We start from the raw sequence: 24656 nt of genomic DNA on the forward strand, positions 1-24656 counted from the left end.
CGCTTTCAATTAACCGAAGAATTATGCAATCTATTCAAGCAAACAATTACCTCGTCCATTTTAACCAGAATGCCTACGAAGCTTTAAATAAACATTTAAAAGAAAATAAATACTCTAATTTGTTCATTATAGTTGATAATGAAACTAATGAGTATTGTTTGCCGAAGTTTTTACCTTTACTTGAAACTGATTTAACGATAGAAATTATTGAATTTGAGTCAGGTGAAATAAATAAAAACATTGAGACTTGTATTGAAATCTGGAACGTCTTGACTGAACTTGGTGCCGACAGAAAATCTCTTGTAATTAACCTTGGCGGTGGCGTAGTAACAGATTTAGGCGGATTTGTAGCTTCAACTTTTAAACGTGGTGTTGATTTTATCAATATTCCTACTACCCTACTGTCTATGGTTGATGCCTCTGTTGGAGGAAAAACCGGTGTAGATTTAGGAAATCTTAAAAACCAAATTGGTGTAATTAATGTACCGCAAATGGTATTAATTGATACACAATATCTTGAAACTTTATCACAAAGTGAAATGCGTTCCGGCTTGGCAGAAATGCTAAAACACGGTTTAATATATGATACAGCATACTGGAAACAGTTTTTAGATTTAAAAGCTATTGACTATGCTGATTTTGATGAATTGATTTTTCGTTCAGTTGAAATTAAAAATGATATTGTAATTCAGGACCCAACCGAGAAAAACATTCGTAAGGCATTGAATTTCGGACATACTTTAGGGCATGCGATAGAAAGTTACTTTTTAGAAAGTGATACTAAAACGACATTATTGCATGGAGAAGCAATTGCGATTGGAATGATTTTGGAAAGTTATATCTCCTTGCATAAAAACTTAATTACAGCAGAAGAATATGCTGAAATTAAAACCACTATTAAAAGCATTTATGATGATGTTATTATTGATGAAAATGACATCGAACCGATCTTGGAATTGCTTATTCATGACAAAAAAAATGAATATGGTTTAATTCAATTTGCATTAATTGAAGGAATCGGAAGAATAAAAATTAACCAATCCGTTGAAAATAAATTGATTCTGAACGCGTTTCAAGATTATAAATCTTAAACTTTTTTTAATCGAAACCATTTGCTTTAGGTACATATTATTTTTTACATTTGCCACAATGAAAACAAACAACAAACAAAGACGCTTTAGTTCTTATAGAAACCGGCTCAATAGTTCCTTACTAAGAATGTTGAATCGATTTTATAATAGTAAAAGTCCGTTTTGTTTTGATGTTTTTCAATGCTCAAAAGCAGAACACGAAAAACTGCAAATTGTATTTGCCAATATTAGAGTTTGAATTTTAGATTTAGCATAAAATCACTAAATTTAATAATTGCAACTTATAATATTGAAAAATAAATGAATACAAAATATTCTGACCTAATAAATCAAACTTATTATTTTCCACAAGAGGAATTTAAATTAAATAAAGACAACTTACAATTTCACAATATCGATTTGATGAAATTAGTTGAGCAATATGGTACACCATTAAAATTTACTTACTTACCTCAAATTTCTGAAAATATCAATAAGGCAAAAGCCTGGTTCAGAAAATCAATGGAAAAAAATAAGTACGAAGCAAAGTATTACTATTGTTACTGTACAAAAAGCTCTCATTTTGAATATATTATGAATGAAGCTTTCAAAAATAACATTCATATTGAAACATCATCGGCTTTTGATGTTAATATAGTAGAGAATTTGTTAGAAAATGGTAAAATTAACAAAAGTACTTATGTTATTTGTAATGGTTTTAAAAGAGACGAATACATTAGCAATATTGCGAGATTAATTAATAACGGACATAGAAATGCTATTCCGATTATTGATAATTATGAAGAATTAGATTTGCTTCAGGCTGAAATAAAAGGAAAATTCAAAATTGGAATCCGTATTGCCGCTGAGGAAGAACCTAAATTTGAGTTTTATACTTCAAGATTAGGTATTGGATACAAAAATATTGTTTCGTTCTATAAAAAACAAATTCAGGAAAATGATAAGCTAGAGCTGAAAATGCTTCACTTCTTCATTAATACCGGAATAAATGATACAGCATATTACTGGAATGAGTTGGTAAAATGTATCAAAGTATACATTGCGCTAAAAAAGGAATGCCCTACTCTTGATGGTTTGAACATTGGAGGCGGTTTTCCAATTAAAAACTCATTGGCTTTTGAATATGATTATCAATATATGATTGATGAAATCATCAATCAGATTAAAATTGCATGTGACGAAGCAGAAGTAGATGTTCCAAACATTTTTACTGAATTTGGATCATTTACAGTAGGAGAAAGCGGTGGCGCTATCTATCAGATTTTGTATCAAAAACAACAAAATGACAGAGAAAAATGGAATATGATTGATTCTTCTTTCATCACCACTTTGCCGGATACCTGGGCGATAAACAAACGTTTTATCATGTTAGCGGTTAACCGTTGGAATGATACCTACGAGCGGGTTCTGTTAGGAGGTTTGACTTGTGATAGTGACGATTATTACAATTCCGAACAAAATATGAACGCCATTTATTTGCCTAAATACAGCAAAGAAAAGCCACTTTATATTGGTTTCTTTAATACAGGCGCTTATCAGGAAACTATTGGGGGTTACGGAGGTCTGCACCACTGTTTGATTCCACAACCTAAACATATCCTAATAGATCGCGATGAGAATGGAATTTTAGCTACTGAAGTTTTCTCAGAACAGCAAACTTCTGACGATGTATTGAAAATTTTAGGGTATACAAAAAAAGTATAAAAAAAAACCTGCAAATTAAATGTTAATATCCATAAAATCATTAATTTGCAGTACCATCTAAAAGGTTAACTTTTAATTCAAAAAAAAACAAAAAAACAAGACAAAATGAAAGGACCAATCAGTCAGTTTATTGAAAAACATTATTTACACTTTAATTCTGCTTCTCTGGTTGATGCTGCAAAAGCGTATGAACAACAATTAGCAAATGGTGCCAAAATGATGGTAAGTATGGCTGGCGCTATGAGTACAGCAGAAATTGGTAAAATATTTGCCGAAATAATTAGACAAGATAAAGTGCAAATTATTTCATGCACTGGAGCCAATCTAGAAGAAGACATCATGAACTTAGTTGCACACTCTCATTATGAAAGAGTGCCTAATTACCGTGATTTGACACCAGAAGATGAATGGGCTTTGCTGGAAAGAGGATTAAATCGTGTTACTGACACTTGTATTCCTGAGCATGAAGCATTTCGTCGTTTACAAAAACATATTTACAAAATCTGGAAAGATGCTGATGATAAAGGTGAGCGTTATTTTCCTCATGAATTTATGTATAAAATGCTACTATCCGGCGTTTTAGAAGAATATTATGAAATAGATTTAAAAGATAGCTGGATGTATGCAGCTGCTGAGAAAAATTTACCTATTATTGTTCCGGGATGGGAAGATAGTACAATGGGAAATATCTTTGCATCATACGTAATCAAAGGAGACTTGAAAGCTTCTACCATGAAATCAGGAATTGAGTATATGGTTTTCCTTTCAGATTGGTATCCAAAAAATAGCGCAAACGGAATTGGATTTTTCCAAATTGGTGGTGGTATTGCAGGAGATTTTCCTATTTGTGTGGTTCCAATGTTATATCAGGATATGGAAATGCATGATATTCCGTTTTGGTCTTATTTTTGCCAGATTTCAGATTCAACAACCAGTTATGGTTCTTACTCTGGAGCAGTTCCAAACGAGAAGATCACTTGGGGTAAATTAGATATTAAAACCCCTAAATTTATTATTGAGTCGGATGCAACAATTGTAGCGCCGTTAATTTTTGCTTACTTATTAGATTTATAGGATATTTATGAAAAGAGTTATAGTAGACTACGCTAAACTTACCAACGAAATTTTAAACCTTTTGGTGGAAAAATTTCCTGATGGTTATGATGATTCGGATGTTATCCGTTTTAGAAATGCTAAAAACGAACTGATCGAAGCTGTTGAAGTTCGTACTGAAGACACTATTTATTTAGTAAAAATTAGTACTAAACTTGCAGACAGAATTGAAAATTACGATGAAGATGATGATATCGACGTTGATGTTGATGATGTAATCGAACCAGTAAAAGGTCTTGATCTTGACGATGATATTGATGACGACGATGATGATGATACGCTGGACAAACCAGATGTTGATGCCGGAGATGATGACGATGATGACGATGACAAAGATAAAGATGATATTGCTGACGATGAAGATGACGAAGACGACGAAGATTAATTTTTCTCTTTCAAAATAAACTAAAGGAACTCTATTCGGGTTCCTTTTTTTATTAATAAAACAAATTTTAAATATAAGAAAAATACTATATAAAATACTTTTATTATATTTAACGATTTATAATTAGCATCATAATGACATCAGAAATATTACACGCCAAACTAAAGGAAAACTTTGGATTTGAAAAATTCAGGCCCAATCAGGAAACCATTATAAATACCATACTTTCTGGTCAGGACACATTGGCCATTATGCCTACCGGTGGAGGGAAATCAATTTGTTTTCAGTTGCCAGCATTAGTATTGCCGGGAATTACTATTGTTATTTCTCCGTTAATTGCATTGATGAAAGATCAGGTAGATAGTTTAAAAACCAATGGAATTAATGCTTGTTATATAAATAGCAGCCAATCGAGTGAAGAACAGCAATTTTATATTGATAATTTAAAATCAAATACTTTTAAACTTGTTTATATTGCTCCCGAAAGTTTATCTTATTTAGATGCTATTTTTAATGAACTAACTGTCAGCTTAATTGCAATTGATGAAGCCCATTGTATTTCATCCTGGGGGCATGACTTTCGCCCGGCTTATACTAATTTAGGATATTTAAAAAGCCGCTTCCCTTCTACTCCTGTTTTAGCTTTGACAGCTACGGCAGATAAAGCTACACGTACAGATATTATAAAACAGTTAAAACTAATAAACCCTAAAACATTTGTAGCTTCTTTTGACCGTAAAAATTTAAGTTTAGAAGTTCGTCCGGCATTAGACAGGGTTAAACAAATCATTGATTTTGTAGAGAATAAGCCCAATGAATCTGGAATTATTTATTGCTTAAGCAGAAAAACGACAGAGGAACTCGCAGATAAATTACAAAAAAACGGAATTAAAGCAAAAGCATATCATGCAGGTTTAGAAAATAAGCTTCGTGCAAAAACTCAAGATGAGTTTATAAATGATGATTGTCAGGTAGTTTGTGCTACGATTGCTTTCGGAATGGGAATTGACAAATCAAATGTTCGATGGGTAATTCATTATAATTTACCAAAAAATATTGAAGGTTATTATCAGGAAATTGGACGCGCCGGGCGTGACGGATTGCCTGCGGAAACGGTTTTGTTTGAAAGTTATGCTGATGTGATTCAGTTGCAAAAATTTGCTTCAGAAGGATTGAACTCAGATGTTCAGTTGGCAAAATTGGAAAGAATGAAGCAATATGCTGATGCTTTGAGCTGCAGAAGAAAAATTTTACTCTCTTACTTTGGTGAACTTGTTAAAGAGAATTGCGGAAACTGCGATATTTGTAAAAATCCTCCAACTTTTTTTGATGGTACGATTCTCGCGCAAAAAGCTTTGTCAGCTATTAGTCGTTTGCAGGAATCTGAGCCTTTGGCTGTAATTGTAGATTTTTTGCGCGGTTCGAGAAACGCGTATATCTACGAAAAAAATTATCAAAGCTTAAAAACGTACGGAATTGGCGCCGATATTTCCTGGTACGATTGGAATCAATATTTGATTCAGTTAATAAATTTGGGATATTGTGAAATTGCTTTTCATCAGCATAATAAAATCTTACTTACCCCTTTTGCAAAGAAAGTTTTATTTGAAGGAGAAAAAGTAAAACTGACAACTGTAGTTAAAAAAGTAATTGATAAAACAGAAATTAAGGAAACTAAAACTAAAGCTGCCAAAAGTTCCCTATTTGAAATACTTCGAAAATTACGTTATGAGATTGCTAAAGATGAAGAAGTTCCGGCTTATGTAATTTTTAGTGATGCCGTTTTAAGAGAAATGGAAACTTTACGTCCAATGAGCGATGAAGAATTTCTCGCCATTGATGGTGTTGGTAAAGTAAAACTTGAAAAATATGGTCAGGAATTTATAGACGCTATTGTGTATTATGAAAAAGCAAAAAAAACAATTGCAAAGGCTAAAAAAGAAGGCAACACGTATAAAACAACTTTAGAAATGTTTCAAAACGGTGATTCTGTTCAGGAAATTGCAGAAAAACGAAATCTGGGACAAACTACAATTGTTTCGCATTTAGCAAAATTATATGTAGACGGAAATGATATCGATTTAAGTCAGTTTGTTTCTGAAGAAGAAGTTATGTTATTGTATAAAGCGCAAATCGAACTTGAATACCCTACAGCCTTAAAACCTTATTATGATCATTTTGAAGAAAAAATGTCGTATGATAAGATTAGATTTGGGCTTGCTTATGTAGAGAGAAATAAGTGATTCTTTTTTATTCTTGTTAGTAAGATTGCTAAAAATAAAAAATCCTGTGAATTAAAATTTCACAGGATTTTTATTTTTCAAATATTACAAAAATCTACAAATATCTTTCTGCAAAGACTTTTTGATGATGTTTTTGGTGACCAATAATCACAAATCCCATAGCGCGAACAGAAATCTGATTATTAGATGCTGTTCCTATTCGTTGAAGTTGTTCTTCAGATAAACTTTTGTAAAACAATAAATTTGAATGTCTTACAGCAGATAACTCTGTTAATAAATCCTGAATACTTCTTCCGTTTGAGTTTGTATTATTTGCATAATGATCTTCTTCAAAACTTGCCAAAGGTGTTTTGTCATTCCTTGAAAAACGTAATGCACGGTAAGCAAAAATACGTTCGCAATCAATGATGTGCTGAATAATATCTTTAATTGTCCATTTGCCTTCAGCGTAACGATAATCAAATTTATCCATCGGAATATCTTGTACAAACCTGATAAAAGCATGCAAAGAAATCTCTAACTCTTCAATCAAATTTACATTTCCTGCTTCCTGAATATAGGTTTTAAATCCGCCTGAGTATTCCGTTTCTAATAATTGGTCTGAATTCATTTTGATATTTTTTATAAATTTTATTTAAAATATAAATTAAGCTGAATTTCTACTCGCATTTGTGTTTCCAAACAGAGATCTTGTTACGATTTTTTCGTACACTTTAATCAACTCTTCATGATTATCATTTTCCTTGTTCAATTCGTTAATTCTTAATAAAGCATATTGTTGTATTGTCAACAAAGGCATTACGATACGCTCTCTTATTTGAATCGATGCTATACCATCAGGATAATTTTCCATCAAACTTTTATGATCTGCAATTTTAAGCAAAAGACGTTTTGTTTCTAAAAATTCGTCATAAATAATTTGCCAGAATTCCCCAAATTCAGGATCTTTTCTCATGTATGCTGTTAATGGGAAAAATGATTTTGCCAACGACATCATACTGTTTTCCAGCAACGTTTTGAAAAATAAAGAATTTTGATATAAATCATGCACTTTATCCCATTGATTCGTTTCTTCAAAATATTTCAATGCAGTTCCTACTCCAAAAAAACCAGGTACATTCTGTTTCAACTGGCTCCAAGAACCTACGAAAGGAATAGCTCTTAAATCTGCAAAATCTAATTGTTCAGATTTGCTTCTTTTAGAAGGACGACTTCCGATATTTGTTTTAGAATAATACTTTAAAGTACTCATCTTCTCTAGATAGGGAATAAATTTTGGGTGATTTTTAAAACTCAAATATTTATCATAACCTAAACCAGCCAACTGTGTTAAAATTTCAGTTTCTGTCTTACTCAGCTCATTTTTTTCTTTACTAAAAACCTGATTTGTTACACCGGCACTTAATAAGTTTTCGATGTTGTAACGACAAGAGTCCAGAGTTCCAAAATTTGAACTAATGGTTTGTCCCTGAACGGTAATCTGAATTTCGTTGTTTTCAATTTTTGGACCTAAAGAAGCATAAAACTTATGGGTTTTTCCGCCACCACGTGCCGGAGGTCCACCACGACCGTCAAAGAAAATCGCTTTTATGCCATATTTTCTTGAAATTTCTGTCAATGCAATTTTTGCCTGATAAATACTCCAGTTCGCCATTAAATAACCACCATCTTTAGTTCCGTCAGAGAAACCTAACATGATCGTTTGTTTATTTCCTCTTGCTTGTAAATGCTTGGAATATTCAGGATTTGTATACAATTGCTCCATTATTTGATGCGCTTTTTGCAAATCATCAACTGATTCGAAAAGCGGAATAATATCAACCGTAGGATTTTCCCAATTGTTCAAACGAATCATGGCAAAAGTCTCCATTACATTCAGTGCACTTTCGTTATTACTAATAATGTAACGGTTTGCACCAAATTCACCATTGTTTTTTTGAATCGTTTTAATAGCCTGTACAGATTCTAAAGTAGATCTTGTAATTTCATCTTCAAAATCAGCAGGATTCAATTCTCCTTTAACTTTAGATAAAACAATTAATTTCTCCGCTTCAGATAAATCAAAATAATTTTTAGGGAAAATTTGCGAACCTGAATTTAGATAATGATTTACAACATCTTTAAAAACAACATTATGAATTTTACTGTTTTGACGAATATCTAAAGTAGCAAAATGAAATCCAAATAAATTGATCTTAACCAAAAATGCATCTAATTCATCTAAATATAAAGATTGATGTTTCTCGATTATAATGCTTCTAATTTTGTTTAATTGCGAAAGCATTTCTTCTAAAGTAATGTAAATTTCTCCTTTAGAATAAAAAACAGATCGGTAAAGTTTTTGTTCAAGTTCAGTTACTAAAGTATCTACTCCTGAGAAAGTTAACTTTCTTTTTAGTTTTCTCATTTCAACATAGTAGCACTTTAAGATTGAAGTTCGTAAACGATCAGCAACTTTCAAAGTAATTTCAGTTGTTACGAAAGGATTTCCATCTCTGTCTCCTCCTGGCCAGAAACCAAGTTTTATTAATTGATTTTGGATTGCGTTTCCGTGAAGAATATTTTTCTGTAAATAATGAACAATTTCTCCGGAAGTTGCGTAAAAAACATTTTCTAAATACCAAATCAAACTAACTGCTTCATCATACGGATTTGGCTTTTCGTTTTGAATAAAAGGCGTTTTACCTAACTGCGCCAGTAATTGTTTTATTTGAAATAAATCATTACCACGAATTGCTGCCGTTAAATCGTTTATAATACCCAAAACCGGACCTGGGTAAAATTGTGTAGGATGCGCTGTTAATACTGTTCTAACATTAAAGTTTTCAAGGAATTCAACTAGCTCGTCCTCTTTTTCCTTAGCATCTGTTTTCTCTTTAATATCACGAAGAGAACCACGTCCTTCCATGTTATTAACTTCCGGGAAAGCAGCATCTTCAATAGCGTCAAATAATACAATTTGACGTTCTATATATTGAATAAATCGAAACATTAAATCAATTTTTTCGCTTTCAGATGCATTATTTAAATATTTATCTGAAAAGAAATCAAAAATTTCTTTAGGTGTTTCCTGTTTTTTAAATCCTGTTTCGCAAGTTTCTGTAAATAAAGGAAGTAAAACTCCTGTATTATCTATTGAATCAAACGGTAATGTTATAAAAACACTATTATAAATATGATATTTTGATAAAACGTCTTGATTAAAACGTTCAATTTTTGGTAACGTGTACATAATCGTGTGTTGTAGTTGGTTGGTTAATAGGTCATAAAAAAACCCCAAGAATAAACTTGAGGTTATATTTTAATATAGCATTCAAGAAAATATTACATATTTTTAAAAATAGTATGCATCAAACGCTTCTTATCGTTTATACTTTCTTCTAATGAAATCATTGTTTCTGTTCTGTAAACGCCTTCAATATCGTCAATCATGAAAATAACTTCTTTTGCGTGTTTAGTATCTTTTGCTCTGATTTTGCAAAAAATATTAAACTTTCCTGTTGTTACTGAAGCTACAGTTACGAACGGAATTTGATTGATTCTCTCTAATACAAATTTTGTTTGAGACGTATTATTAAGGAATACACCTACATAAGCAATAAATGAATACCCTAATTTATCGTAATCTAAGGCTAGTGATGATCCCATTATGATTCCGGCATCCTCCATTTTTTTTACTCTAACATGTACTGTTCCAGCAGATATCAATAATTTTTTTGCTATGTCAGTAAACGGAACTCGCGTATTGTCTATTAACATATCTAAAATCTGGTGATCTACTTCATCTAAACGAAATTTACTCATAATTCTTTAATTAATATTACTAATTGCTATAACAAAGTATAAAAATATGTATAAAAAATAACAAATTCACATAAAAATTAACTTTTTGTCAATCCGTTAACAAATTTAACATTTTTATTTAAATAAAAATCTGCTTTTTGATTCAATTTCGGAAAATTGGTATCGTCATCTGAGTAACTGGCTCCTTGCCCGTCATATTCAAAATGTCCAAAATAATTTTCCAATTCGCCTACTTCAACTATATAAGCGTTGAACTGAATCTCATTTTCAATCAATTCTTCTTTGTATTGTGCGACAAAATTCGTAATAATTTCGATACCATCATAATTTATTTTGATGTTTTTATACATAAAATCATAAAAAACAGCTTTATTTTGTGAAATATTCAAATAATCATTAATTCGATTATCAACTAAATCGTTTTCGGAAAGTAGTTTGAAACTTGAAATTAGTGAGAAAAATATGAACTTTCTGGTAATTTCCCTTTGATAATCGTTAGGAAAGTGACCTGCTTCAAACAAAATTGTCGGAACTCCCAGAAACTGAAATGTATCTCCTATACAATTAATATTAAAAGAATCATCAAATCGACCTACCTGACCCGGAATATAGTGTTGTAAAACATCGTTGAGTCCTGCAATAAGGTTTATTGCCTTTAATCTATTATCATTAATAGCTCTTTCTTCATTATAAGATGGTGCTAAAAACGAAACTGTTGCTGGTTTACCTGTCTCTCCTGCACCAAAAATAGTACGCTGATCGTGCAGGTTAAAGCAATAATGAGGTTTGAAAGTTTCGAATACGTTTCTTAAAACATTACTCTCGGGTTGCGTCAGGTTTTGAGAATCACGGTTTAGGTCTATCTTATTGGCATTTTCACGCGTATATAGTGCTGCTCCATCAGGATTTAATATCGGAATTGCATAAAAAGTAAAGGTTTCAAGCATTTTAGCTGCAAAATCAGAACCGCTGTTTAAGACATTAATGAAATCAAACAATGCCTTAGTGGTTGTGCTTTCGTTTCCGTGCATTTGAGACCACAAATAGACACGCGTTTCTCCTGTACCAATTTGATAACTATATATAGGTTTATCTAAAACAGATTTGCCAATAATATTTATTTGATTATTAGTATTTAATTTATCTAATAATGGCTGAATATGATCTAAAGTCAAATAACGACCTGTAATAGATTGCTCTTTGTATTGGCTAAATAATTCTTCTAAATTCATTGTATTTCGATTAGTTTACAAAAGTAAACATCTTTATTTTTACAATTGTAAACAATTAAAAAACGCCATAATTTATAAATGTAAACAGGTTTTAAAGCTTAAAATCAATATTTGAATACCTTTGAGTTAACAATTGTTATCATTGTTAACATACTTAGTTAAATTATTAAAAATCAACTAATTAAACTGAGTTACTTATAGTGATTTTAGCTAAAATATCACCTTTAAAACGAGATTCACAACTGTAAAATTGTTTATTCTATTTCTTTTAGTTACATTTGTAAACACATAAATTTAGAAACATAATTTACAATGGTAAACATAGATGATTTTGTGAAAAGGCTTGAAATAATCCTTGATTATTATGGTTTAAATGCCTCCTCTTTTGCCGATAAAATTGGTGTACAGCGATCGAGTATGTCTCACCTGCTTTCTGGCAGAAACAAACCGAGTCTTGATTTTGTACTAAAAATTCTGGATGTTTTTCCGGATGTAGATCTCTATTGGATTTTAAATGGCAAGGGAAGTTTTCCTAAAAATGAAGAAACTACTATTTCAAAAATTGAAGAAACTGTAGCAATTGAAAAATCTTCTGCTCCTATTTTGTCAAATGAAAATATTATTTCATCTGATTTATTTTCTGAAATTAATCAGCCCAAAAATGAAAGTTCAGAAACAAGAACATTCTCTGAACCAAAAAATTCAAATTTTAGTTCAGAAGAAAGTGAAATTGAAAAAATTGTGTTTTTTTATAAAAACGGAACATTTAAGGTATATAATCCTTGATTTAAAATTTTCGCGTATTTGAAAATTTTTGCAATTATTTTTTATTTAAGCGATTCTCAGGGAAGCAAAAAACAACTAAATTTAGAGTTGAAATCCATTTTCGGGAATTCTACCTATAACTCCGTCATAATGCTTTTTTAAAATTTGTAAATCGGCTTCATAATTCCCAGTCGGGAAAAATGGTTTTCCAAAATTAACCTCTTTCTTGCCCCAGTCAAAAGCAACAGGAATTATTGGCACATTAGCTTTAAGCGCAATATAATAAAACCCGCTTTTTATTTCCTTTACTCCTTTTCGGGTTCCTTCAGGTGCAACAGCTAAACGAAAAACTTCTTTTCTGTCAAAAATTGCAGCAATAGAATCTACTTTATTCAAACCTCCGGTACGATCCAGCGGCTCACCTCCTACACTTTTAAAATAATATCCAAAAGGAAATTTAAATAATTCCTTTTTGCCCACCCAATTCATTTTCAATCCGGAAATTCCACGGGTGAATACTCCCAAATAAAAATCATGATTACTTGTATGGGGCATTACCATCATAACAGATTTTTTCACTTCAGCATTTTCTAATCCTACTATCTTCCAGCCCATTAACTTAAAAAAGATGAACTTGTACAATTGTTTCTTCATTAAAATTTATTATTTCATGCAAAATAAAAGATTTAAAATGGTAAATTTGAGTAAAACCCGTACAAAATGATCCAAAAAATATTTAGTTATATTATTCCAATTAAAATATTTAAAAAGAAATCAGCCCGAAGTAAAACGATCGAAGTTACCTGGGCAAACGGAGAATTAGTTTTAGATTCTGAAAATACCAATTACTCGTACGGAAGTTTGCAACGTATATTAAGGTATGGTTTACGAAATATTGGTTATGAAAAAATTACCAAAATGGATCATATTTTATTGTTGGGAGTAGCCGGCGGAAGTGTAATTAAAACCTTAGTTGACGAAGTTGAGTATAAAGGTAAAATTACGGGAGTCGAAATTGATTCTGATATCATTCAGATTGCTAATCAATATTTTAATCTTGATAAAATTAAACAACTTGAAATAATTATTGATGATGCTTTTGAATTTGTATTGAAAACCAAAGACAATTATGATTTAATTATTATTGATGTTTTTGAAGATATCAAAATGCCGAATTTTTTATTTGAAACATTTTTTACAGAGCGTATTTTATTTCTTTTAAAAAATATGGGATTTGTTATTTTTAATACAATGATTTTAGATGAAGCGCATAATGTGAGGAATAGAAAGTATATTTCAGAAATAAATCCTAAATTGTTTACCGCAAAAATGTTGCCCCGCATAGAAGATCACAACGAATTAATAATTATCGAAAAAGTCGCTTAAATTACCATTTTATGAAGACCCTTGTTTCTATTTTAAAAACTTTACCACCTACTAAAGTTATCGATTCGAGTATAGAATTATCAAAATATATAGCTTTGGATTTATCCACTACAAATCAGGAATTGGTTGAAAAAAAACCTGATAATGCTGCTGAATTTGAAGTTTTTATATCTAATTATTTGAAAAAAAATAATGCAGAAGTTGCATATGGAGGCTATATTGAAGGACGGAATTTATATCAAAGAAGTACCATTTTTAAAAACGAATCAAATCCGGAACGTAATATTCATATCGGTCTTGATTTGTGGAGCAAAGAAGGTACTATAATTTTAGCTCCTATTGATGGCAAAGTACACAGTTTTAAAGACAATGTAGGGTTGGGAGATTACGGCCCGACTATTATTTTGGAACATGAAATTGAAAATGAAAAATTTTATACTTTATACGGACATTTGTCGTTAGAAAGTATAGAAAACCTTACCGTTGGGACTATTTTCAAAAAAGGTGAAAGTTTTGCAACCTTTGGAAATTCGGCAGTTAATGGAGATTATGCTCCACACCTGCATTTTCAGATTATAAATAATATTGAAAATTATAATGGCGATTATCCGGGAGTTTGCAACATAAACGACTTGAACTTTTATATTGAAAACTGTCCCGACCCAAACTTATTATTAAAAATAACTTAAATGATTATGAAGAAAGCGGGATTGATTATATGTTTGTTGTTGCTAGTTGGCTGCAAATCGAAAAACATTAGCAGAGACACAGAAGATTTAAAAATTAAAAAAATTACTGAAGTCAATTCAGACCAACAAAGAAAGGCTTATGACTTGGGTAAGCGAGTTCTGGAAACTTGCAATACATCAAAATTTAAACCTTTTGATGAAACAGAAGTTACGAAGTCTGTAATGGAAAACACAACTGAAGAACGATTGACTAAAACCTGCCAAAGGTTTAGACAATATTATGGAAGTTTTGTTGATTTGAAATTAGATGGTGTTTATAAAACAAAACAAGAAACGATTTATCGTTATCATGCAGTGTATACAAAAAAAGTAGCGAACAAAGAACTGCGCGTTTTTGTAAATGAAGATAATTTAGTTTCTGCCATAAAATCAATGGATTGGGACGAAAAATTCGATTCTCAAATAAAAGATTAATAAATCTAAAAAATATGAATATAAAATTCCCCCTTTTTGTGTTATTGTTTATTTCGGCTTTGACAAATGCCCAGCAAACCATGATTGTAAATGGTTCTAAACCTTTTTCAGCAACACAAAATTATACTTTTATCTGCGAAAAATATGCTTTTACCGGCGAAGTAAATGTTCAGATTGCGAAAACAGAAAAAGGAGGAATTTTAAAATTAACAATTGCTACTGCAAATGATAAAGCCAGAATTGCAGGAGGAGTTTATGTAGATTTGGCAAATGCAGATGTTATCGCCTGCACCGATAAAAATGTTAAAGAATCTGCTGATGGTAAAACAACATCTTACTATTATTTTACGCCGGCAGAAATGAACAAACTCAAAAACACTGATATTAAAGCAATTAGATTTATAATTACAGGCAGTTCAAATACTTTTGGCAATCAAACAGGATATTTTACGGCACAAAATAAAATATCATACTTTTCTACCGCATACGATCAATCAAAAAAAACATTTAATACGGCTAAAGAAATAAGTGTTTTATAAAGATTTTTTTCTTTAATAAATGTTATATTTATGATCTAAACGTATTTTATGAACTCAAACGAAAAACTTATAGAAAAATTCTACTCTGCTTTTGCAAACGCTGATTACAAAACAATGAGCGAATGCTACCACCCAAAAATTCATTTTATAGATCCGGCTTTTGGCTTGCTTAAAGAAGAACAAGTTTCTGACATGTGGCAAATGCTGCTATTAAGAAGCAAAGGAACTTTAAAAATTGAGTTCTTTAATATTAAGGCCGATGATTTTACCGGTTCAGCAAATTGGGTTGCTACTTATAAATTTAGCAGAACCAATAGAAATGTCATTAATAAAATTGCTGCAGAATTTGTTTTTCAGGATGGCTTGATGATAAAACACACCGATAATTTTGATGTTTGGAAATGGTCGAAACAAGCTTTTGGAATTACAGGATTATTATTAGGCTGGACAGGATTTTTTCAGGACAAAATACAAGATCAGGCTTTATTATCACTAAGAAAATTTCAGGAAGCAAAATAATTTAATTATTTAGACCTAGATTTTTAAGGACCAAAACTTTAATGTTGTCGTAACAAAACTAACAAAGTTTTAAAAAAAAACCGGATTCAAATTATTACAAGGCTTACTTTTACCGCAAAGTTCACAAAGTATTTTTTTTATAAAGTGGCGTTTTTGGGTTTAAAAACACAAAGTTCGCAAAGCTAAAATCGATATAAAGCTTTGCGAACTTTGCGTTTTTATAAGTCTCAAAATAAAAAAATCTTAGTGCCCTTTGCGGTTAATAACTTTAGGATTTAAACCAACCAGCCACTAATTCATCTTCAAATGAATTTGCGTTTTTATGAATAAACTCATTTGTGTTTTTATTATAAGAATAATCCAAAGCCCATGTTTTGTGATTTTCTGCTAAATCTTTAATGCCATTACAAACAAAAGCAATTTCTTCATCAGTAGTTGTTGGATGAATCGACATTCTGATCCATCCCGGTTTTTTGATCAAATCTCCAATCGTAATTTCGTTAACTAATTTATTCGAAGTTTCCTGATCTACGTGAAGTAAAAAATGACCGTAAGTTCCCGCGCAGCTACATCCGCCTCTGGTTTGAATTCCAAATTTATCATTCAACAATTTTACACCTAAATTAAAATGCAAATCCTCAATAAAAAATGAAATTACACCCAAACGGTTTTTGTGCTGTCCGGCCAAAATTTTGATATTTGGTACAGCATCTAATTCATTAAAAACATAATCGACAATTTCATGCTCGCGCTGTAAGATGTTTTTAATTCCCATTTCTTCCTTAAGTTCAATTGCAAGAGCTGTTTTGATAACCTGCAGAAAACCCGGAGTTCCGCCATCTTCGCGATCCTCGATATTGTCAATATATTTATGTTCGCCCCAAGGATTTGTCCAGCTTACCGTTCCTCCACCCGGACAATCAGGAATCATATTGTTGTATAATTTTTTACTAAAAATCAAAACTCCGGAAGTTCCAGGTCCGCCTAAAAATTTATGTGGCGAAAAGAAAATAGCATCAAGATACGATTCAGGATCTTCAGGATGCATATCAATTTCTACATACGGTCCTGAACAAGCGAAATCTACAAAGCAAACACCATTATTTTGGTGCATTAATTTGGCAGCTTCATGAAAAGGTGTTTTCAATCCCGTAACATTCGAACACGAAGTAATAGAAGCAATTTTGATGGTTCTGTCTTCATATTTTTCAAGTAATAGAGCTAAATTATCCAAACAAAAAAGGCCTTTTTCGCAAGAAGGAATAATTTCAACATCAGCAATAGTTTCTAACCAGGAAGTTTGATTAGAATGATGCTCCATGTGTGAGATAAAAACAACAGGCTTTTTCTCAGCCGGAACTGTAATAAAATCTTTTAAATTTTCAGGCACTTTTAAACCCAGAATACGCTGAAATTTATTAATAACTCCCGTCATTCCAGTTCCATCAGTTATTAAAACATCATCATTATTAGCATTTGTATGACGCTTGATAATATTTCTGGCATGATGATATGCTTTTGTCATGGCAGTACCTGACACAGTTGTTTCAGTATGCGTGTTAGCTACAAAAGGCCCGAATTCATTGAGAAGTTTGTCTTCAATTGGTCGATATAATCTTCCGCTGGCAGTCCAATCAGTATAAATAATCTGTTTTTTTCCGTATGGAGATGTAAATTCTTGATTTACACCAACAATATGTTGCCTAAAATTCTGAAAATAGGTTTCTAAAGTGATGGTATTATTTTTGCTATTCATTGCTGTGCCTAAATTTGATTGCAAATATATTGCTTTTTTATAGAATTGTGAATTTATCAATTATAAACTTCAAACATTAAACAACCTTTTAGTATCTTTAACTAAACGGTCTTTTTTTAAATAATTTATCATAATATTCTATCAGATTAATAGGGCATATAAACTTAACTATTACATTTATGGAAAATTTATCCGTAGCCACTTTTGGTGGAGGATGCTTTTGGTGTGTAGAAGCTGTTATTCAGCGTTTAAAAGGAGTAGAATCCGTAAAATCTGGATTTTCGGGAGGTTTTATTAAAAATCCGCCTTATCGGGAAGTTTGTACCGGAAGAACCGGTCATGCCGAAGTCATACAAGTAACCTTTAATCCTGACATAATTTCATATCACGATTTGGTTTTTATATTTATGACGAGCCATGATCCAACAACGCTTAATCGCCAGGGTGCAGACAGCGGTACACAATATCGCTCTATTGTTTTATATCATGATGAAGAACAAAAAAGCATTGCATCTCAGGTTTTTGAAGAAGTTAAAGCTTTTTATGAAGATCCGATTGTAACTGAATTAAAGGATTTTGAAGTTTTTTATAATGCAGAAGAAGACCATCAAAATTATTACAACAACAATCAGGAAGCTCGTTATTGCCAAATCGTAATCGATCCGAAAGTACAGAAATTAAAAAAAATGTACGCTGATAAATTAATTGATTAAAAATGTTAGCCACAAATTAAAATGATTTACATAGATTATTTAAATATTTATTTCACGCAGATTTAAAAAAGATTTAAGCAGATTTAAGCAGATTTTTTTTATTTCTAAATCTAAAAAATCTGCTTAAATCTGCAGGATCTGCGTGAAACAAAATCATTTTAATTTTTTAATCTGTAGCAAAAAAACAAAAACTCAAATGAAAAATTTAAAAATAAATAATCGATTTACAGCTGAATTACCTGCTGATCCTAATGAAAATAATGAAATTCGTCAGGTATCAAATGCGGTTTTTTCGTATGTGAATCCAACAGAACCGGCAAATCCTAAGTTAATTCATGCTTCAAAAGAAGTCGCAGAATTAATTGGTATTTCTGCAGAAGAAATTCAGTCTGAGTCATTTTTGAATGTTTTTTCAGGAAAAGAAATTCTTCCTGAAACTCGTCCGTACGCAATGTGTTATGCCGGACATCAATTCGGGAATTGGGCTGGACAATTAGGAGATGGCCGCGCCATTAATTTAACTGAAGTTGAACATAATAATCAATTTTTTACGCTGCAACTAAAAGGTGCAGGAAAAACACCTTACTCCAGAACTGCTGATGGTTTGGCCGTTTTACGTTCGTCAATAAGAGAATATTTATGTGCCGAAGCGATGCATTATTTGGGAGTTCCCACTACCCGATCGCTTTCCTTAATGTTGTCCGGCGATGAAGTTTTACGCGATATTTTATACAACGGAAATCCTGCTTACGAAAAAGGTGCCATTGTATGTCGTGTTGCTCCATCGTTTATTCGTTTTGGAAGTTTTGAAATGCTTACAGCCCGAAACGAACTCAAAAATCTAAAAGAATTTGTAGAATATAACATCAAACATTATTTCCCTGAAATTAAAGGCGAGCCTAAGGAACAATATTTACAATTCTTTAAAACGGTGGCCGATAAAACACGCGAAATGATTTTGCATTGGCAAAGAGTTGGTTTTGTACATGGCGTTATGAATACGGATAATATGTCGATTCACGGAATCACAATTGATTATGGCCCATACGGCTGGCTGGAAAATTATGACCCAAATTGGACTCCAAATACAACAGACAGTCAAAATAGAAGATACCGTTTCGGAAATCAACCACAAGTGGCACAATGGAACTTGTATCAATTGGCAAATGCGCTTTATCCTTTAATTAATGAGGCAGAACCTTTAGAAAAAATCTTAGAAACGTTTATTACTGATTTTGATTCTGATTATAAAACAATGTTTTTGAGTAAATTAGGTTTATTTACTTCAACAGAAAGTGACAATAAATTAATTGAAGGGCTAGAAAAAGTTTTGCAATTATCTGAAACTGATATGACAATTTTTTTTAGAAATTTAAACAAAATAAAAAAGACAGATTCTGCAAAAGTGCCCATTGAAAAAATTCATGATGCATTTTATATTCCAGAAGAAATTTCGGGTGATATTCTAGATTCCTGGACAAAATGGTTTTCGGTTTATATCGAAAGATTAAATACTGAAGAACTTTCTGATGAAAATCGCGCAGAAAAAATGAATACCATAAATCCTAAATATGTGTTGCGAAATTATATGTCGCAACTAGCAATTGATGCCGCTGATGAGGGAGATTATTCTCTGGTTGATGAATTATTTGTGCTTTTGCAAAAGCCTTACGAGGAACAACCTGAGTCTGAGAAATGGTTTGCGAAACGACCAGATTGGGCACGTTCTAAAGTGGGTTGCTCTATGCTTTCTTGTAGTTCTTAATATTTTTTTGCCACGAATTGCCCGAATTTACACTAATTTTTTGTTCCAAAGCATGTCACATTGAGCGAAGTCGAAATGCACGCAAAGTGTTCTCAACTTCGCTCGAACTGCCAAAAAATTAGTGTAAATTCGGGCAATTCGTGGCAAACTTTTACTTAGATGTAATATAATCCACAATCATATTTGCATGAATGCGTGAGTTTTCAATGAACCATTTATGTGTTTGCATTCCTCCGCAAACAACGCCTGCCAAAAACAATCCTTCAATATTTGTTTCCATTGTTTCGGGATTATAAGTTGGCGTTTTTAACTCATCCTCAGAAAGTTGAATACCCATTTTTTCAAGAAAACTCAAATCTGGTTTATAGCCGGTTAAAGCCAGAACAAAATCATTTTCTATAGTTATTTTGCCTGTTGGAGTTTCAATTTCAACTTCATTTTCTCGAATCTCAGAAATATTCGATTCAAAATAAGCTTTGATGCCTCCCTCTTCAATTCGGTTTTCGATATCCGGTTTTACCCAATATTTAACTCTGCTGTTAATTTCATTCTTACGAATAACCATTGTCACGTTAGCGCCTTTTCTCCAGCATTCTAAAGCCGCATCAACAGATGAATTATTAGCACCAACAACCAGAATATTTCTAAATGCATATTCGTGTGCCTCTTTATAATAATGACGAACTTTTGGCAACTCCTCGCCTTTTATATTCATTTCGATCGGAATATCATAAAAACCGATCGCAATAATTACGTTTTTTGATTCGTAAACTGCTTTATCAGTTGTAATTTTAAATAAGGAATTTTCCAATTTTTGAACCTGATTTACTTTTTCAAACAGATGAATCGAAAAATTAAAATAGCGGTGAATGTTTCGATAATATTCTAATGCTTCCTGACGTCCGGGTTTTGGTGCCAGACAATTAAAAGGAATATCTCCAATTTCCAGCCTTTCCGCCGTAGAGAAAAAGGTCATGTATAACGGATAATTAAAAATACTGTTTACAATGGCGCCTTTTTCTATAATTAAATAACTTAAATTTTTCTTTTGAGCTTCAATTGCGCAGGCAAGTCCAATTGGGCCGCCTCCCACAATAATCAAATCATATTGTTCTGTCATAATCTATTCTTTTGCCCAATCTTTAAAAGGTTTTTTACTCAAATAGGCATTATAATAGCGTTTATCATTGGTTACTTCTTCTCCCAGCCAATCCGGTTTTTCAAAAGTATCTGTTTCAGATTTCAATTCAATTTCAGCCATAACCAATCCTTCGTTTTCGCCATAAAATTCATCTACTTCAAAAACATGTTCTCCAGATTTTATTTCAAAACGGGTTTTTTCAATTTTGCCTTTTTCGCAAAGTTTGAGCAATTCCTGAGCTTCATCAATCGGAATTTCATTTTCCCATTCAAAACGCGACATGCCACCGTGATGACCAATTCCTTTTATCGTCAAAAACCCCCTTTCGCCTTTAATCCTAACACGAACTGTTCTTTCAGGAAGTGAACTTAAGTATCCCTGAGCAATTTTATTTTGAGTAAAAGCCTGTTCTTTAAAATCATCAGATTTTACAAGAAACTTTCTTTCTATTTCGATCATTTTAGTTTGAAAATTAATTTATATGCAAGTTACTCAATTTACTTAAAAAAAACATGGAAACCAATTAACAAGCTTTTAAACTTATCTTAAAAAGCTACAAATAATTTAATTGTGATTTTAAAATAAAGTATTGAAAAACAGACTTATACATCATTTTTAATTTAAAATTACGTAACTTTAATCTTATAATTTAATACCTGCTTTTAGGTATCTGGATTTGAAACTTTAAACACTGCTTTCGCAAATGATTAAATAATAAAATATACTATTATGAATATGCCTTATATCTTAATTCCTGTGCTAACAGGATTAATCTGTGGAATTTTGGGCTACTTATTAGGAAAACTGAATTCTAAACGCGACAATTCACTTGAAGAAGCACTTCAGGATGATTTAGATGCCTGCAAAGCACATACAAAAAGCTTAAATGCAAAAATTTTATCTTTAGAAGCTGATTTAGCTCAGAAACAACACTAGTACAAGGTTTTTCTACTCTGTCGTTTTTTACTTGTTTCGGCCAGTTTTTTATGCTTTATCAAGAAAACTGGAATCCCACTTTTTTAATGAATTGTACCACAGCTGTCCTTTTTCTACTTCGAGCGGACAATCAAAATTATTAGTATAAAGACCTCCGGTTCCTAAACCTTGAGGCATTTGAGAATTTTGTAAAAATGTCCATTGTGCAATCGCATTCAGGCCAATATTACTTTCTAATGCAGATGTTATCCACCAGCCAATTTTATATTTATTAGCCAATGTTATCCATTCCTGAGTTCCTCTAAAACCTCCTATAAAACTTGGTTTAAGAATAATGTATTGTGGTTTGATTTGCTGAAGTAATTTTTCTTTTCCTTCTAATGAAAAAATGCCTATTAGTTCTTCATCTAAAGCTATTGGAAACGGAGTGGTTTTGCAAAGATTTTTCATTGCTTCGATATTTCCTTTTTTAATAGGCTGTTCTATGCTATGTAGCTGAAATTTATTGAGTTGATTTAATCTATCTAAAGCTTCGTTTAAACAAAATGCGCCATTAGCATCTACTCTTATTTCTATTTGTTCAGCAGAAAAATGGCTTCGAATAAATTCTAATAATGCTAATTCCTTTTGAAAATCAATTGCTCCAATTTTGAGTTTGATACAGTTAAATCCGTCGGCTAATTTCTCTTCTATCTGCTGTTTCATGAAAGAAGCTTCTCCCATCCAAACCAAACCATTTATTACAATTGACTTGGAACTATTTGTAAATTCAGAAGGAAATAATAAATATGGATTTTGACTTTTTAAGGATAAAAAAGCCATTTCTATGCCGAATTGTATGGATGGAAATTCTAATAGAGATTCCCAAAGTGCCGTTTCTCCCAAATGAATATTTTCACACGTCCATTTTAGTTTTTCTTCGTAATCATCTCTGTCATCTGCACTTAAACCACGTAAAATACCACACTCGCCTATTCCTTTTTTACCGTTTTCTTCAAGAACAATAAACCAGGTTTCTTTTTCGGTCATAATGCCGCGAGAAGTTCCGGACGGGCGCTTAAACTCGAGCATGTATTTATGGTAAGTTGCTTTCATAGAAATATTTTTTCACCATATAAGTTATATAAGTTCATTAAACTTTACGCCAATTTTGAGCTTAAATTTTCTTATATAACTTATATGGTAGAAAAGATTTAATTAAAAAGATTTAAAACACGTTCAAAATCTTTTGATGGTAATCCTGCTTTCTGGAAAATGGTAAAGTCCTGTTTTGTTTTCTCTGTCCAGCTCAAACTATCAGTTACGTTTTGAGTTTGATATTTTTTGTAGATTGCTTTTGCTTCGCTATAATCGTCACTTACCAAATAAACATGCGCTAAATTTAGTTTTACCAATAATTCTGTATCGTCAAGCTTTTCACCTTCTTTTAAAGATTTAATTGCTTTTGCATATTGCTTTGTTAAAATATAGCAATAACCAATTGAACTGTAATCAATTGCTGTTGCTTTTCCATCATTAATTATAGTATTTAATTTCGGAATTGCTTCGTTGTATTTCTGTAATTTTATTAATGTTGCTGCTTGTGTTCTTAAATCGTTATAAACGTTTTTTGAAATAGCGGCATCGTTATAACATAGATTACCGAAATCTTTATACACTTTGTTTTTTTCGATTGGTAATAATTTCTGAAACTCCGTATAACGGTATTGTTTCATTATTTTTTCTAAAATGCAAACGCAAAAATCATCAGAATCGGCCATTTTTTGTGCCATCGTTGATGTTTTGCACAAACTTATAATTTCATTTTTATTATCCTGATTCCAACCGCGATTTAGTTTTGTATCAACCCAAGGCACGACTTCTAAAACTATTTTTTGGCTTAAAACCCAGTTTTTGCTATGAAATCCAAAATAAATGTTACTAATATTCTGTCCCAGACAAGATGATTTATCTAAAGATAATCGTTTGGCATCTTTGCTAATAGGTTCTTCTTGTGCATAACACGCTTTATTTGTTTTACCATCATCAACATACTTTTTTACATCATCGTTTGAAGTAAAAAGTGCATACGTACACGTGTCATCGCCTGAAATTTTAGACATTATAAAAACCGCTCCGGCAGAACCCTGACTGATTCCGGTTGGGTCCGGAATTGCTTTCAAAACGGAAACCAAACTATTTGCCATTTGTTGGTTCTCATCTAAAAGTGTAACTCTGTAAACAATTTCAGTTGTACCTACTGGTAAATCTTCTGTTTTAAGGGTTATTCTATCACGGGCGTACGCAATAATTTCTTTTGTAGTTGCACGTTCTTTGTCCCAATAACCGTCTTTTTGGGCGAATGTGTTGTATGAAATTGTAATTAAAAAAAATAGGGCTAATCTTTTTAAATTCATATTGA

The 24656-nt window shown here is 31.8% G+C and carries 24 protein-coding genes; 14 read left to right on the forward strand and 10 right to left on the reverse strand.

All coding sequences use genetic code 11. The annotated features are described in order from the left end of the window. Positions 1 to 23: 23 nt before the first annotated feature. From aroB to recQ, 5 genes are all read left to right on the forward strand, one after another. Positions 24 to 1091, forward strand: a complete 1068-nt coding sequence (gene aroB, locus EV143_RS17080) for a 3-dehydroquinate synthase (protein ID WP_133509156.1) — start codon at positions 24 to 26, stop codon at positions 1089 to 1091. A 300-nt stretch (positions 1092 to 1391) separates the two neighbouring features. Next, the gene (locus tag EV143_RS17085; RefSeq protein WP_133509157.1) at positions 1392 to 2795 is read left to right on the forward strand and encodes a type III PLP-dependent enzyme domain-containing protein; all 1404 of its coding nucleotides are present in this window, start codon (positions 1392 to 1394) and stop codon (positions 2793 to 2795) included. 105 nt (positions 2796 to 2900) lie between these two features. Continuing rightward, positions 2901 to 3869 (forward strand): deoxyhypusine synthase family protein, encoded by a 969-nt coding sequence (locus EV143_RS17090; protein WP_056253513.1) that lies wholly within the window; start codon positions 2901 to 2903, stop codon positions 3867 to 3869. A gap of 7 nt (positions 3870 to 3876) precedes the next feature. Next, a complete protein-coding gene (locus tag EV143_RS17095) occupies positions 3877 to 4293 on the forward strand; it encodes a DNA primase (RefSeq protein WP_133509158.1) in 417 nt (138 codons plus the stop codon). 134 nt (positions 4294 to 4427) lie between these two features. Beyond that, a complete protein-coding gene (recQ, locus tag EV143_RS17100) occupies positions 4428 to 6536 on the forward strand; it encodes a DNA helicase RecQ (RefSeq protein ID WP_133509159.1) in 2109 nt (702 codons plus the stop codon). 94 nt (positions 6537 to 6630) lie between these two features. On the opposite strand, the gene EV143_RS17105 is transcribed toward recQ, so the two are convergent. The 4 genes from EV143_RS17105 to EV143_RS17120 all read right to left on the reverse strand — a co-directional run bounded on the left by EV143_RS17105 (position 6631) and on the right by EV143_RS17120 (position 11572). Beyond that, a complete protein-coding gene (locus EV143_RS17105; protein ID WP_133509160.1) occupies positions 6631 to 7146 on the reverse strand; it encodes a DinB family protein in 516 nt (171 codons plus the stop codon). Between the two features lie 36 nt (positions 7147 to 7182). Then, entirely contained in the window at positions 7183 to 9768 is a 2586-nt protein-coding gene (locus EV143_RS17110; RefSeq protein ID WP_133509161.1) for a phosphoenolpyruvate carboxylase, read from the reverse strand. 92 nt (positions 9769 to 9860) lie between these two features. Then, entirely contained in the window at positions 9861 to 10340 is a 480-nt protein-coding gene (locus EV143_RS17115; protein WP_007805990.1) for an Lrp/AsnC family transcriptional regulator, read from the reverse strand. 77 nt (positions 10341 to 10417) lie between these two features. Beyond that, entirely contained in the window at positions 10418 to 11572 is a 1155-nt protein-coding gene (locus EV143_RS17120) for a M14 family metallopeptidase (RefSeq protein ID WP_133509162.1), read from the reverse strand. 312 nt (positions 11573 to 11884) lie between these two features. Between EV143_RS17120 and EV143_RS17125 the strand changes: the two genes are divergently transcribed. Beyond that, positions 11885 to 12358 (forward strand): helix-turn-helix domain-containing protein, encoded by a 474-nt coding sequence (locus EV143_RS17125; RefSeq protein ID WP_133509163.1) that lies wholly within the window; start codon positions 11885 to 11887, stop codon positions 12356 to 12358. Between the two features lie 81 nt (positions 12359 to 12439). Here the strand turns inward: EV143_RS17125 and EV143_RS17130 are convergent, their stop codons facing one another. After that, positions 12440 to 12991 (reverse strand): 1-acyl-sn-glycerol-3-phosphate acyltransferase, encoded by a 552-nt coding sequence (locus tag EV143_RS17130; protein ID WP_133509164.1) that lies wholly within the window; start codon positions 12989 to 12991, stop codon positions 12440 to 12442. 66 nt (positions 12992 to 13057) lie between these two features. Here EV143_RS17130 and EV143_RS17135 point away from each other — a divergent pair, with 66 nt between their 5' ends. Genes EV143_RS17135 through EV143_RS17155 form a run of 5 tightly spaced genes read left to right on the forward strand, consistent with a single transcriptional unit; the run spans position 13058 to position 15944 of the window. Further along, positions 13058 to 13723 carry a spermidine synthase gene (locus EV143_RS17135; protein WP_133509165.1) on the forward strand — a complete coding sequence of 222 codons (666 nt, stop codon included), beginning with the start codon at positions 13058 to 13060 and terminating at the stop codon, positions 13721 to 13723. 11 nt (positions 13724 to 13734) lie between these two features. Further along, positions 13735 to 14412, forward strand: a complete 678-nt coding sequence (locus EV143_RS17140) for a peptidoglycan DD-metalloendopeptidase family protein (protein ID WP_133509166.1) — start codon at positions 13735 to 13737, stop codon at positions 14410 to 14412. Positions 14413 to 14418: 6 nt separating this feature from the next. Further along, positions 14419 to 14886: a hypothetical protein gene (locus EV143_RS17145; RefSeq protein ID WP_133509167.1), complete on the forward strand. Its 468-nt coding sequence runs from the start codon at positions 14419 to 14421 to the stop codon at positions 14884 to 14886. A 14-nt stretch (positions 14887 to 14900) separates the two neighbouring features. Next, positions 14901 to 15425 (forward strand): hypothetical protein, encoded by a 525-nt coding sequence (locus EV143_RS17150; protein ID WP_133509168.1) that lies wholly within the window; start codon positions 14901 to 14903, stop codon positions 15423 to 15425. A 48-nt stretch (positions 15426 to 15473) separates the two neighbouring features. Continuing rightward, on the forward strand, positions 15474 to 15944 hold the full coding sequence (locus EV143_RS17155) for a nuclear transport factor 2 family protein (protein ID WP_133509169.1): 471 nt from the start codon (positions 15474 to 15476) through the stop codon (positions 15942 to 15944). A gap of 268 nt (positions 15945 to 16212) precedes the next feature. On the opposite strand, the gene EV143_RS17160 is transcribed toward EV143_RS17155, so the two are convergent. Beyond that, positions 16213 to 17700, reverse strand: a complete 1488-nt coding sequence (locus EV143_RS17160) for an aminotransferase class V-fold PLP-dependent enzyme (protein ID WP_133509170.1) — start codon at positions 17698 to 17700, stop codon at positions 16213 to 16215. Between the two features lie 179 nt (positions 17701 to 17879). Here EV143_RS17160 and msrA point away from each other — a divergent pair, with 179 nt between their 5' ends. Both msrA and EV143_RS17170 read left to right on the forward strand, forming a co-directional pair. Further along, positions 17880 to 18413 carry a peptide-methionine (S)-S-oxide reductase MsrA gene (gene msrA, locus EV143_RS17165; protein WP_133509171.1) on the forward strand — a complete coding sequence of 178 codons (534 nt, stop codon included), beginning with the start codon at positions 17880 to 17882 and terminating at the stop codon, positions 18411 to 18413. 196 nt (positions 18414 to 18609) lie between these two features. Next, on the forward strand, positions 18610 to 20178 hold the full coding sequence (locus EV143_RS17170) for a protein adenylyltransferase SelO (protein ID WP_133509172.1): 1569 nt from the start codon (positions 18610 to 18612) through the stop codon (positions 20176 to 20178). A 151-nt stretch (positions 20179 to 20329) separates the two neighbouring features. Here the strand turns inward: EV143_RS17170 and EV143_RS17175 are convergent, their stop codons facing one another. Together EV143_RS17175 and EV143_RS17180 are read right to left on the reverse strand one after the other, a co-directional pair. After that, positions 20330 to 21298, reverse strand: coding sequence for a YpdA family putative bacillithiol disulfide reductase (locus EV143_RS17175; RefSeq protein ID WP_133509173.1), 969 nt, complete (start codon positions 21296 to 21298; stop codon positions 20330 to 20332). 3 nt (positions 21299 to 21301) lie between these two features. Beyond that, positions 21302 to 21778 (reverse strand): CYTH domain-containing protein, encoded by a 477-nt coding sequence (locus EV143_RS17180; RefSeq protein ID WP_133509174.1) that lies wholly within the window; start codon positions 21776 to 21778, stop codon positions 21302 to 21304. Between the two features lie 270 nt (positions 21779 to 22048). Here EV143_RS17180 and EV143_RS17185 point away from each other — a divergent pair, with 270 nt between their 5' ends. After that, positions 22049 to 22255 (forward strand): hypothetical protein, encoded by a 207-nt coding sequence (locus EV143_RS17185; RefSeq protein ID WP_243739898.1) that lies wholly within the window; start codon positions 22049 to 22051, stop codon positions 22253 to 22255. Between the two features lie 48 nt (positions 22256 to 22303). Here the strand turns inward: EV143_RS17185 and EV143_RS17190 are convergent, their stop codons facing one another. Continuing rightward, complete coding sequence (locus tag EV143_RS17190) at positions 22304 to 23350, reverse strand: o-succinylbenzoate synthase (RefSeq protein ID WP_133509175.1); 1047 nt, start codon at positions 23348 to 23350, stop codon at positions 22304 to 22306. Positions 23351 to 23448: 98 nt separating this feature from the next. Further along, positions 23449 to 24651 (reverse strand): tetratricopeptide repeat protein, encoded by a 1203-nt coding sequence (locus EV143_RS17195; protein WP_133509176.1) that lies wholly within the window; start codon positions 24649 to 24651, stop codon positions 23449 to 23451. Positions 24652 to 24656: the final 5 nt, after the last annotated feature.

This window comes from Flavobacterium chryseum, from assembly GCF_004362015.1.
GTDB lineage: Bacteria > Bacteroidota > Bacteroidia > Flavobacteriales > Flavobacteriaceae > Flavobacterium.